The 11,142-nt window shown below is 66.7% G+C and carries 12 protein-coding genes and 1 pseudogene; 4 read left to right on the forward strand and 9 right to left on the reverse strand.

What is annotated here, in order from left to right; all coding sequences use genetic code 11:
* Both A5781_RS08010 and A5781_RS08015 read right to left on the reverse strand, forming a co-directional pair.
* On the reverse strand, nt 1-1,095 hold a 1,095-nt coding region (locus A5781_RS08010; RefSeq protein ID WP_067203596.1), incomplete at its 3' end, for a magnesium transporter MgtE N-terminal domain-containing protein.
* Between the two features lie 198 nt (nt 1,096-1,293).
* A complete protein-coding gene (locus A5781_RS08015) occupies nt 1,294-2,049 on the reverse strand; it encodes a sensor domain-containing protein (protein WP_067203598.1) in 756 nt (251 codons plus the stop codon).
* Nucleotides 2,050-2,197: 148 nt separating this feature from the next.
* Between A5781_RS08015 and A5781_RS08020 the strand changes: the two genes are divergently transcribed.
* A complete protein-coding gene (locus tag A5781_RS08020; RefSeq protein ID WP_067203600.1) occupies nt 2,198-2,572 on the forward strand; it encodes a VOC family protein in 375 nt (124 codons plus the stop codon).
* Here A5781_RS08020 and A5781_RS08025 read toward each other — a convergent pair.
* Nucleotides 2,564-3,451, reverse strand: coding sequence for a DMT family transporter (locus A5781_RS08025; RefSeq protein ID WP_067203602.1), 888 nt, complete (start codon nt 3,449-3,451; stop codon nt 2,564-2,566). The two genes, A5781_RS08020 and A5781_RS08025, sit on opposite strands and share 9 nt — an antisense overlap.
* Nucleotides 3,452-3,586: 135 nt before the next feature.
* On the opposite strand from A5781_RS08025, the gene A5781_RS26110 reads away from it, so the two are divergent.
* On the forward strand, nt 3,587-4,765 hold the full coding sequence (locus A5781_RS26110) for a TIGR03086 family metal-binding protein (protein WP_231990666.1): 1,179 nt from the start codon (nt 3,587-3,589) through the stop codon (nt 4,763-4,765).
* Between the two features lie 19 nt (nt 4,766-4,784).
* Here the strand turns inward: A5781_RS26110 and A5781_RS08035 are convergent, their stop codons facing one another.
* Together A5781_RS08035 and A5781_RS08040 are read right to left on the reverse strand one after the other, a co-directional pair.
* Nucleotides 4,785-5,069 carry a nuclear transport factor 2 family protein gene (locus A5781_RS08035; protein ID WP_156624472.1) on the reverse strand — a complete coding sequence of 95 codons (285 nt, stop codon included), beginning with the start codon at nt 5,067-5,069 and terminating at the stop codon, nt 4,785-4,787.
* Between the two features lie 80 nt (nt 5,070-5,149).
* Complete coding sequence (locus A5781_RS08040) at nt 5,150-5,542, reverse strand: hypothetical protein (RefSeq protein WP_067203607.1); 393 nt, start codon at nt 5,540-5,542, stop codon at nt 5,150-5,152.
* Between the two features lie 176 nt (nt 5,543-5,718).
* Between A5781_RS08040 and A5781_RS08045 the strand changes: the two are divergent.
* Nucleotides 5,719-6,893, forward strand: a pseudogene (locus tag A5781_RS08045) (thiolase family protein).
* 104 nt (nt 6,894-6,997) lie between these two features.
* Here the strand turns inward: A5781_RS08045 and A5781_RS08050 are convergent.
* Nucleotides 6,998-7,552 carry a hypothetical protein gene (locus A5781_RS08050; RefSeq protein ID WP_197503742.1) on the reverse strand — a complete coding sequence of 185 codons (555 nt, stop codon included), beginning with the start codon at nt 7,550-7,552 and terminating at the stop codon, nt 6,998-7,000.
* Nucleotides 7,553-7,715: 163 nt separating this feature from the next.
* On the opposite strand from A5781_RS08050, the gene A5781_RS08055 reads away from it, so the two are divergent.
* A complete protein-coding gene (locus A5781_RS08055) occupies nt 7,716-8,459 on the forward strand; it encodes a 3'(2'),5'-bisphosphate nucleotidase CysQ (RefSeq protein ID WP_067203609.1) in 744 nt (247 codons plus the stop codon).
* 36 nt (nt 8,460-8,495) lie between these two features.
* Here A5781_RS08055 and dmpG read toward each other — a convergent pair whose 3' ends face one another.
* Genes dmpG through A5781_RS08070 form a run of 3 tightly spaced genes read right to left on the reverse strand, consistent with a single transcriptional unit; the run spans nt 8,496 to nt 11,103 of the window.
* The gene (dmpG, locus tag A5781_RS08060) at nt 8,496-9,506 is read right to left on the reverse strand and encodes a 4-hydroxy-2-oxovalerate aldolase (protein WP_067203611.1); all 1,011 of its coding nucleotides are present in this window, start codon (nt 9,504-9,506) and stop codon (nt 8,496-8,498) included.
* A complete protein-coding gene (locus A5781_RS08065; protein ID WP_255360808.1) occupies nt 9,503-10,468 on the reverse strand; it encodes an acetaldehyde dehydrogenase (acetylating) in 966 nt (321 codons plus the stop codon). The genes dmpG and A5781_RS08065 overlap by 4 nt, the downstream gene beginning before the upstream one ends.
* Nucleotides 10,465-11,103, reverse strand: a complete 639-nt coding sequence (locus tag A5781_RS08070) for a TetR/AcrR family transcriptional regulator (protein WP_067203614.1) — start codon at nt 11,101-11,103, stop codon at nt 10,465-10,467. Before A5781_RS08070 ends, A5781_RS08065 begins: the two co-directional genes overlap by 4 nt.
* Between the last annotated feature and the right edge of the window lie 39 nt (nt 11,104-11,142).

Genomic DNA, 11,142 nt, shown 5'->3' on the forward strand with positions numbered 1-11,142 from the left:
CGGGTCCGAATCCATCAGCCGCTCAAGGGTTTCACCGGCCTGGGCCTGCAGCAGCGTGATCACCGAGACCACGCCGTCGAGCCGTCCGTCCCCGTCGAGAACATGCACTTTGATGAGCGCCTCCGGCTGTATGGTGCTGGCGGTGGTGATCAGGCCCAACGCCTCCGCCGCCGTCGTGGTGGCGGCGGCCGATACGAAGTCGACGTTCATCAGCCCGCCGGCGCTTTCGGGATTGAAGCCCATCAAGGTGATGACCTTGGTGCGCTGCGGGCCCGGCATCAGGTCCAGCACCCGCCGTCGCCGCGACTGGCGCAGGTCGGCGATCGCGTCGGCGGCATCGTCGGCGCGCATCCGGCCCAGCAGCGCGGCGACCTCGTTATCGGGCATGCCGTCGAGGAGTCGGCTGGCCTTTTCCGGCTCCAGTTCTTCGAACACGTCGGCTTCGAGTTCGGGATCGCTGCGCACCCGGTCGAGGATCTCGCCGCCCTCGGCCTTGTCCGCCTCCTCGAGGAGGTCGGCGATCTCGGCGGCTTTGAACTCGCCGAACCGGTCCGACAGGCGCCGCACCGCGTCGGAGCGAGTGTCGCCGATCAGCGGTTCGAACGCCTTCCAATCCCGAGCAGCGTGCCCACCGGACTGCTTGATCAGGCCGAACAATCGTGGTGGCCGTCGGGTGTCCACGCGCGTCAGCATCCATCCGCCGCCGGTATCTTCCAGCTCCACGTCGTAGGCGCGGATCAGCTCCACGTTGGCCACGTCGATCAACCGGTGGCCCAACACGTCGGCGCGCAACAGCACCTCGCCGTTGCGGCGCTCGAAGCCGCGAAGGTCAACCTTGTTCTTGGTCAACAGGACTCGGTCCGCGGCGTACTCGTCGATGGACTTGTCGCCGATGAACACGCGCCGACCGCCGACTCCGGCAACGATCCCGGTCACCAGTGGATACTCGTCGGCGCCCCGCAGCCGGACGATCACGTCCTCGACCCGGCCGACGGTTTCTCCGGCGCGGGCGAGTACCGGCGCTCGCAGCAACTGCGAAAGGTGAATCACCGGCCGCTCCCCGCTGCGTTCGGCCGCCGTCTCCGATGCGCTCATTCGTTCCTCCTCGACACCCCGCGACCGACCCTTCGAGCAGACTGCACGAAACCGGGCTGCGACATCGTGTGCAGCTACGGCTTACCGCCAGGATCGGTGGTGGCGCAAGTGGCGTCGCTTGACCGGCCGCAAGATCGTACGCCGGGGTCCCGGCGAGTAGCTACCGCCGAGAGGTAAACGGCAGGCGGCCATCGAGTCTTATTGTTTGCCGACTTTCCCGGCGATCTGATTGGCGATGCTGACGCCAAGGTCTCCAGCGTCCTTGCGGCACGCATCGACGTCGATGACGACGTTGTTGCGTACGGTCAGCGCCCGCTGGCAAGGCATGGTTACGTTCACGCCGTTTCGATTGACGGTCAAGGTCACGGTTGCGCTCAGAACCCCGTTGGCGTTGGCGACCGGTCCCACCTTCCACTGAAGTTCGGGATGGGTGTCGTCGGCGGGTACGGTGTCCAGCCGGTTGGCGCAGGCGGGCCATTGCTGCGACGAGGTCGTGAAAAACGCACTCGCTTGATCGGGCGACGGAAACAACACGACAAACTGATACACGTCAGGGCTTTCCAAGTCATTCGCACCCGGGGGAGCGGGTGCAAGGTCGTGGTAGCCGTACACCGCCGTGTAACCGCTATCGGCATAAACGGGTTCCAGTGCCGCGTGGATGGCGTACTTGCATTCGGCGGGAAGGGTGTAATTGGTGCGCTTGACGCTGTCTTCTTCCAGCGCGGTTTTCGGTGGGTCACTCGACGTCCCGGTGACGCCCAGCGCGGTGTCGATTTCGCTCGGGCTGAGCATCAGGTCGGGCAGCTGGGCCTTCGTCAGGGCCGCATTGGACGACAACGCCCTGGTGCTGGTGGTGATGGATGACGAGGCCGCGCCGCCCCCGTCATTGTTGCCGCAGCCCGCGACCACCATTCCGATGGCCGCAGTAGCAAAAGCCGTTATCAGCTGGCGCATATCGAGTGCCTTCCTACTTGACTCGGCTATCAAGCATTCGCGCACCCCCCGCGCGTCGTCCTATTCAGAAGTTATTTTCGCGAATGAAGCGTACGACAGCAGCCGGTTGTCTTGGGCAAGTTCAGTGCCAAACGATATGTTTCGCGGTATGGCCGCAGTCGACTTCACATCGGTAGCGCCGATCGTCCCGGTCCTAAATCTGGACACCGCCCTGGATCGCTATCGACGACTCGGCTTCGATGCGCGCCGATACGACGGACCGGATCGTTACGGCTTCGTCGAACGGGGACCCGTGTCGATCCACCTCACCGAATGGGACGAGCACGACCCGCTGCGGACCGCCGCCAGCGTGTACCTCTACGTCAGCGATGCCGATGCCCTCTATGCGGAGTGGGCGGCACTGGAAGGCCTCGATGGCCGCCTGATCCCACCACAGGACACGCCCTATGGTCTGCGCGAATTCGCCTATGTCGATCCGGACGGCACGGCGCACCGAGTCGGCTCGCGCAGCGGATCAGGCTGATACCGTGGGCTTTTCGTCGGCCGGCGGAGTGCCGGTGGCCTGGCTGTGGGCCAGCGAGATCACCGCTGCGGCCACGACGGTGACCGATACCCCGAGTGCGACTAGGCCGACGTCGTTGGTTCGCAGCGTCTCGCCCAGCACGGTGACACCGAGTACCGATCCGACGACGGGCTCGGCAACGGTGACCGCAGGAAGCGATGCGGTGAGCGGGCCGGCCCGAAACGCCGATTGTTCCCAGGCCGTGGCCGCGATCGCCACCACCACCCACACGTACAGCTCGGGTATGCGCAGCAACGCCGGGATGCCGTGGTCGAGTTGGTCGACCACGCCCTTGGTCAACACCGAAAACAATCCCCACAGCGAGCCGGACATCAGGCCCAGCAACAGCGCGCCGACCCCGCCCGGGAACATGCGCGCGCCGACGACGCACAGGATCAGCGCCGGGCCCATGACCAACGCCACGATGGTCCACGTCTGCACCGACCCTCGCGGCGTTCCCTCCTGCGGGTCGCCGACGGTCACCACCACCGCAACCGCGGCTGCCAGCAATACGGCCCAAATCCCTTGCTGCACAGTGATTCTCCGGCGGTTAACCCGCGCGCTGATGAGCAACGCGAACAGCAGCGACGTTACCAACAGGGCCTGCACGAGCACCACCGAACCCAGGCCCAGCGCGGCGGCCTGAAACCCGAACCCCGCGCCGGCCACCAGGCTGCCCGTCCACCATTGGCGATCGCGAAGCAACCGGCGAAACAGCGCGAGGGTGCCAACCGGTTTGTCGGTGACCTGCTGGGCGGATCGCTGCTGGATGACGTCTCCGATACCAACCATCAGGGCGGCGGCGACCGCGAGAACCGCTGCGATATCTGTCTTGCCCAAGCGGCCCTCCTCTGTGATTAGCCGACGTCAAGTCTTACGCCTGCCGGTCCAAGGACTTGCGACCCTAGACTTCTGGACGGTACGCGGCCGACGGTAGCGGAAGTTTGTCCTGCTAGAACTTTAGGAGGCTGCCGCATGACCAGCCGAAGCCTGAGGCGTGGGCTCGTGGCGCTGCCCGCCATCGCCGCCGCTGTTGTCGCGGTGCTATATCTGCTCTTGCTCGGCTGGGGAATGCTGATGCGCATACAACATGTCAGCGACTGGACGCGCCAGCTGACCAAGCGGGGGAATCCCTATCTGCGCGCCGTCGCCGGGACCAGGCTGGGAATGTTCTACTTCAACCTGAGCGCACTGCGGCACGTCGGCCGGCGCAGCGGCCGAACGTATGTGACGCCGCTGAGCGCTTATCCGCTCGGCGACGGTTTCGTGCTGGCGGCGGCGTACCCCCATGTTGACTGGCTGGAGAATGTGCTGGACGCCGGTAAATGCAGGTTGACATGGAACGGCAGCGAGTACGCGCTAGAGAGGCCCGAATTGATCCCCCGCGCGGAAGCGCTGAGGGCCTACCCGCGCCTGGTACGGCCCTTCCTGGCAGGCGCCGCGGGGCAGAATAAGTTTGTGTTTCTGCATCGCGCTGAGGGGTCGGACGCACCGCGGTCGCAAAGTGATTCGGTGTTCCCCGGCACCACAGCGCCGAATTCGCCTTCTGGCAAGGAGATACAAGCAATGGACAACACGACCTCCGGAATCGGCGTGATGGCTACCGAGGCGCTCGATCTACTCATCGATGCCGTCGACCACATTTCACCGGACAACTGGGACGAGCCATCCAACCTCGAGGGGTGGAGCCTGCGCGAGCTGGTGGGTCACGTCACCGGCAGCGCAGCGAAAGTCGTGACGCTCGTGGAGGACGGCGAGATCTGGGGAGGTCCCTCGCAGCCTTCCGACTGGATATGTGACAACCCGGCGGCGCGCCTTCGTGAGCTGGCGACGCGGCTACGAGACGCCTTGCCGGGCGCCGAGTTCGACGGGATGCGGACATCGCCGGAAGGTGAGGTTCCGTTGCATCGGGCCCTGACCTATCCCGTCTCGGACTTGGCCATGCACGCCTGGGACATCCATCGCTCACAAGGGCGGCTGATCGAGCTGCCGGAGGACCTGCTGGCGCTGGGCCGCGGGCTGGTGGAATCGGCGCCGGAACAGATGTTGCGGCGGCCAGGTGGCTTCGGTCCGGCCCAAGCCGCGCCCGCGGATGCGACACCGACTGCCCGGCTCATGGCATTCCTCGGGCGCTCAGTCGAGGTCAGCGGATGATGGGTGCGGCGCTGCTTCGTCAGTGGCCTGAATTGTCTTGCTGCTCACGCACTCCCAGCTGACGCGACACGCTGGCGGCGTCCCAGTACTCCCGTGCGCGGTGAATTCTGCCGTCCTTGATCTCGCATACGAAGCAAACCTGCAGCTCGAACACGTCGCTTGTCGGTTCAGCATGCGAAATATCGATTCCGTGCAGACCCCATTCCATCTCGAACGGGCTCACCTCGCCCGCCATCGACACCGCTCGGAGTTGCCCGCCTCCGAGCGACAAACCCGGGCGACGAAGCTTGGAGCCGGTCCACACGCGCGCATTGTCGCCGGGAGGCGGGCACGTCGGGCATCCCTGCGGCAGGGGCGGCTGTGGCATGTGGCCCGCTGTGGGCGTCAGCTATTGCGGCTGATCTTGAGCGCGGTGGTGATCATGGGGATCTGCAGGGGCAGGCGGGCCAGGGCGGCGATCCGCATCGGCCAGGGCTTGTTCCACCACAACCGGCACATGTTGACGTTGGCCGGGAACACCCCGATGAACAACACGGCCGCCGCGAGCGCGGCGAATCGCCGGGTGCGTCGCGGCAGTAACGCCGCCCCGACTCCCACCTCGGCCACACCCGAGGCATAGGTGTAGAACCGCGGGCTTCCGGGCAGCTCGGCGGGAACGATGGTGTCGAACGGTTTGGGCGCGACGAAGTGAAGCGTCCCCACGCCGAGGAGCATCGCCGCGACTCGGTACGCGGCCAGCTGGGTGGTGTCACGCTCGGCGGCTGATCTGGTTGTCATGGGCCCATTGTGTCCTGTGCCTGAAGACCGGCGGTCACCACCGGTCGGCTCTCTTCGCCCACCCGGCCCAGTGGACTTAGGCCGTTTACTATTGGCCATACGGTATTTGTTACGATTCGCGTTATCTGCTGACATCCGCGCTGCCCATCGCAGCCAGACCCTTCGAGGTTGAAAACATGGCTACACCCGTCATTGTCGGAGCGGTTCGGACGGCGATCGGCCGCTCCTTCAAGGGCACGCTCGTCAACACACCGCCCGAGACGCTGATCACCGCGGTGCTTCCCGAGGTGGTGCGCAGGTCCGGCGTCGACCCCTCCGCGATCGACGACATCATCTTCGCCGAATCGCACTATGGCGGTGGCGATCTGGCACGGTATGCGGCCACCGCGACCGGTATGGAGGACATTCCCGGCCAGTCGGTGAACCGCCACTGCGCGGGCAGCCTGACCGCCATCGGCAACGCCGCGGCCAGATCGGCTCAGGGATGGAACGCGTGCTGATCGCCGGTGGCGTGCAGTCGTTGTCGATGACGCCGCTGACCAACTGGCGCATTCCCGGCCCGGAGCTCAAATTCGAGGAGCGCTGGATGCCACCGACCCACGTCGAAACCCCGGACGCGCCCGCCAAGGACATGTCGATCACCGTGGGCTGGAACACCGCCCAGGCGGTCGGCATCACGCGCGAGGAGATGGACGCCTGGGCCGCCCGGTCACACCAGCGCGCGATCGCGGCCATGGACGCGGGGAAGTTCGTCGACGAGATCATCCCGCTGAAGATCACGCAGTTCGACGGTTCGGTCACCGAATTCTCCGTCGACGAGCATCCGCGCCGGGACACCACCGTGGAGAAGCTCGCCGCGCTCAAAGTGCTGCACCCCGAGATCGAGGGATTCTCGATCACGGCGGGCAACAGCAGCGGTACCAACGACGCAGCCGCGGCGGTGGCCCTCGTCGACCGCGACTATGCCGCCGCCGAGAACCTGAACGTGATGGGCACGGTCCGGGCGTGGGCGGCCGCGGGGGTCGCCCCCAGGGACACCGGCCTGGGGGCGGTCAAGGTTATCGGCAAGGTGCTGCAGCGGGCCGGCCTGTCGGTCGGCGACGTGGCGCTGTGGGAGATCAACGAGGCGTTCGCTTCCGTGCCGATTGCGGCGTGCCGGGAGTACGGCATCGACGACGAGAAGGTCAACTTCTCTGGCAGCGGCTGCAGCCTCGGCCATCCCATCGCGGCGTCGGGTGCGCGCATGGTGACCACGCTGGCCTACGAGCTGGCCCGCCGGGGCGGCGGCATCGGCGTCGCGGCCATGTGCGCGGGCGGCGGCCAGGGCGGCGCCGTGGTGATCGAGGTCTAGCGGCGATCGCAAGCGCGGCGAAGCCGGGCGAAGCGGGTCGCCGCCATCAGGTCTAGCGGCGATTGCAAGTTCCGGCGGCGGGTCGCCGCCGTCGGGTCTAGCGGCTAGTTGCAGTACGTGTAGCCGATGAATTGGGTGCCGCGGGTGTCGCCGCTCGAATAGTTGGCGAAATGCACCGCCGGCTGCCCGTTGTACTGAGTGTTCATCTTCTGCACGTTCGGTGGCGGGGCGCCTTTGGGGAAGGACAGCACCATGTCGGCGAAGATGTTCAGGCCGACCTGGCAGATTGCCTCGCGTCGCGGCGGTTGCGGATTCCAGGCGTGTACGACGACCGGCTCGGTCAGCTGATACCCCACTGCGCAATTCGGGTCGCAGACCTTGAACACGGCCGTGCCGGTCCCGTCGGCGCCCTGCGGCCCCCACGAGCTCCACGACATGTCTTGCAGCGCAATGGCTACGCTGGCGCACCCCAGCACGTTGAGCCGCTTCGGGCGCTCGACCGGCGGAACGGACAGGTTGTAGCAGCCCGGGATGGCGAAGCTCTGCGGTGGTGCCGGCTGGGCGGTAGGAGGCCCCGCGCCGTGGTTGCCCTGCGCCAGCTTCATCCCCACAAAGGCGAGTACGCCGCCCAGCGCGACCACCGAGACGATGCCGACCACGATCAGACGCCCCCGTGGAATGCGTCGCAACCGGCTCAATAAAGGAACGTTGCCCCCGCTCACATTCACCAGATTACGGCCGGAACTTTCCTGCCGGGGTGGGGCCCGTCAGCGTTGTCCTGGCAGGGTAAAGTTGGTCAACGCTACCAAGTTAAGGATTGTGATGGCCCTGCAACTGACGGACGACCACGAACTGGCCGCACGGTTGGCCACCGAGGCCGGGCGGCTGTTGCTCACGGTCCGGGAAGAGTTCGCCCACGCCGACGCGAGCGAGCGGAAAGCCGCCGGCGACAAGCGATCCCACGATTTTCTCATGGCGGCTCTCACCGACGCACGGCCAGAAGACGCGGTGCTGTCCGAGGAGGGTATCGACAATCCGGTCCGATTGCGCTCGCAGCGGGTGTGGATCGTGGATCCGCTGGACGGCACGCGGGAATTCTCCGAGATCGGACGCGACGACTGGGCCGTGCACGTCGCGCTGTGGGAGGCCGGCGAACTGGTTGCCGGGGCGGTGGCACTGCCGGCGCAGGGCATCACCCTGGCCACTCCCGAGGTCGATTCGCCTCCCGCGGTGCCCGGCAAGCCGCGCATCGTGGTGTCGCGCACCCGGCCGCCCGCCATCGCCCTGGCCGTGCGCGACGCGTTGGACGGGGTGCTGGTGGAAATGGGTTCCGCCGGCGCCAAGGTGGCTTCGCTCGTCCAGGGGCTGTCCGACGTGTACGTGCATGCGGGCGGTCAATTCGAATGGGACTCGGCCGCCCCGGTGGCGGTGGCCCGCGCCGCTAGTCTGCACACCTCGCGCATCGACGGTTCGCCGTTGGCGTACAACCAGCCCGACCCGAAGCTGCCGGACCTGGTGGTCTGCCGGCCCGAGCTGGCGGAAGCCGTACTGGCCGTTACGCGCTGAGGCTCCTCAACGCGCGCGAACGCAGGGATCTCGCGTTCAGTGAGCACCGGTGAGGTCGAGGGCGATGTCGACGAGCATGTCCTCCTGGCCGCCCACCATCCCGCGCCGGCCGGCCTCTTCGAGCAGCGTGCGGGCGTCGATGCCGAACCGGGCAGCGGCCGCCTCCGCGTGCCGCAAGAAGCTCGAGTACACGCCCGCGTAGCCGAGAGTCAAAGTCTCGCGGTCCACCCGCACGGGCCGGTCTTGCAACGGCCGGACGACGTCGTCGGCCGCGTCCTGCAACCGATGAAGATCGCAACCATGGTGCCAGCCAAGGCGGGAGGCCGCGGCGATGAAGACCTCCAGCGGCGCGTTTCCGGCACCCGCTCCCATGCCCGCCAGGGATGCGTCGACTCGGTAAGCGCCGTGCTCGACGGCGGTGATCGAGTTGGCGACGCCCAGCGACAGGTTGTGGTGGGCGTGGATGCCGATTTCCGTTGTGGGTAACAGGGTTTGGCGGAGGGCGCGGACTCGGTCGCCGACATCGCGCATCGTCATCGCGCCGCCCGAGTCCACGACGTAGACGCAGGTGGCACCGTATCCCTCCATCAGCTTGGCTTGGCCGGCCAGACCGGCGGGACTGGTCATGTGGCTCATCATCAGGAAGCCGACGGCGTCCATGCCCAGGCCGCGGGCGGCGGCGAGATAAGGCGCGGCGATGTCCGCCTCGGTGCAGTGGGTGCCGACGCGCACGACGGTTGCGCCCGCGCGCTGCGCATCCCTGAGGTCGCGCAGAGTGCCCACACCCGGCAGAAGTAGCGTCGCGATCTTCGCGTGGTCGACGGCCGCGGCGACGGCCTCGATCCATTCGGCGTCCGTGTGCGCCCCGAACCCGTACACGCAGCTCGAACCCGACAACCCGTCACCGTGAGCGACTTCTATCGAGTCGACCCCCGCTTCGTCGAGTGCCCGCGCGATGATGGTGGCCTGCTCGATGCTGTACTGGTGGCGCACCGCGTGCATGCCGTCGCGCAGGGTCACGTCGCTGACATAGATGTATTGAGTCACGTTGTGGCACCGACACTTTCGGCGGGGTGCATGGCATGGAGAGCCAAGCGCTCTGCGGTGGACTTAGCGGCAGAGGTCATGATGTCGAGGTTCCCGGCGTAGGCGGGCAGGTAGTCGCCTGCGCCGGCCACCTCGAGCATCACCGTGACGCCGGTGCCCGCGAACTTGCCGGTTTCAGGAATGTAGAGCGGATCGTCGTGGCCGAAGACCTCGAATTGCACGTCTTGCTTCAGCCGATAGCCGGGCACGTATGCGGCGACCTGGCCGACCATGTCGAGGATTTCGTTCTCGATCGAGCGGTGGTCGACGTCCCCGTCGACGAGGCAGTACACGGTGTTGCGCATAAGCACCGGGGGGTCCGCGGGGTTGACGATGATGACGGCCTTGCCGCGCTGCGCACCGCCCACGACTTGTACTGCGGTTGAGGTGGTTTCGATGAACTCGTCAATGTTGGCCCGGGTGCCCTGGCCGGCGGACTTCGCGGAGATCGACGAGACGATCTCGGCGTAGGAGACGACTCCCGTCTTGGCGACGGCGGCAACGATCGGCACCGTTGCCTGCCCGCCGCAGGTCACCATGTTGAGGTTGGGTGCGTCGAGGTGGTCGTTCAGGTTGACCACGGGCACGCACATCGGGCCGATCGACGCGGGCGTGAGGTCGAGCATTCGGATTCCGGTGGCTTGCAGGGCCGCCCAGTTGGCGCGATGCGCGTTGGCGGAGGTGGCGTCGAAGGCCAGCTTGATGCGGGCAAAGTCCGGCATGCTCAGCAACCCGCCGACCCCGTCGGCGATGACGGGCACGCCCATTCGCCGCGCCCGGGCCAGTCCGTCCGAGTGTGGGTCGACACCCACCATGGCGGCCACCGTGAGCGGGCCGTCGCTGCCCAGGATCTTGAGCAGCAAGTCGGTGCCGATGTTGCCCGAGCCGATGATGGCCACCGGCCACTTTTGGGTCGGGGTCACTTTGCGTTCTCGGCGGCCATGCGCAGCGCGCTGTCGTAGAGGGTGCTCGCGTGCAGCTCAAACAGCGCCAGCAGGTCGACCGAGTCACCGCCGATCTCCTTGGCGACGAACAGGCCATCGCCACCGGCGAGGGCGTAGGTGGCCAACTGGTGGACCTGCGCGTCGGTCAGCCCAGGGACGAGGTCCCCGATGGCTAGCGTGAGCGTCTCGAACGCCTGGGCGCGCACGGCGAGGAACATGGCACGCGCCCGCGGCTCGACCGGCCGGCGCTCCAGCGCGAGCATCAGACCGAGGCGCAGGAAGTCGGGGGAGTCGAGCAGCGCCTTCGCGATCTGCATAACCATCGAGACGAGCCGCTCCCGCGCGGTTCCTTCGGCAGGCATCTGCCATGCCGAAAGCCAGTGCGCGAAGCTGCGTTCGATGACCGCGGCGATCAGGTCATCCTTGTCTTTGAAGTGCCAGTAGATGGAACTGGCCGGCAGGCCGCACTTGGCGCTGACCAGTCCGATGCTGGTGCCCTCGTAGCCGCGCTCGCTGGCGATCTCGGTGGCCGCGTCCAGGATGCGGCTTCTGGACGCTTCGCCGTCGACGCGGCGGCGCCTGTTCGACTTTTGCGGCTTGTCGTTAGCGGCCACTGAAACTCCTTGCTGGAGGCCCTTGACTCTGTAGTGATC

Source organism: Mycobacterium sp. 852002-30065_SCH5024008 (assembly GCF_001665645.1).
In the GTDB taxonomy this organism is placed as follows: Bacteria; Actinomycetota; Actinomycetes; order Mycobacteriales; family Mycobacteriaceae; genus Mycobacterium; species Mycobacterium paraffinicum.

Excerpts from the sequence above, each read along its gene's own strand:
- A5781_RS08015 (WP_067203598.1), bottom strand. The coding sequence starts at position 2,049 with ATGCGCCAGCTGATAACGGCTTTTGCTACTGCGGCCATCGGAATGGTG.
- A5781_RS08020 (WP_067203600.1), top strand. The coding sequence starts at position 2,198 with ATGGCCGCAGTCGACTTCACATCGGTAGCGCCGATCGTCCCGGTCCTA.
- A5781_RS26110 (WP_231990666.1), top strand. The coding sequence starts at position 3,587 with ATGACCAGCCGAAGCCTGAGGCGTGGGCTCGTGGCGCTGCCCGCCATC.
- A5781_RS08040 (WP_067203607.1), bottom strand. The coding sequence starts at position 5,542 with ATGACAACCAGATCAGCCGCCGAGCGTGACACCACCCAGCTGGCCGCG.
- A5781_RS08055 (WP_067203609.1), top strand. The coding sequence starts at position 7,716 with ATGGCCCTGCAACTGACGGACGACCACGAACTGGCCGCACGGTTGGCC.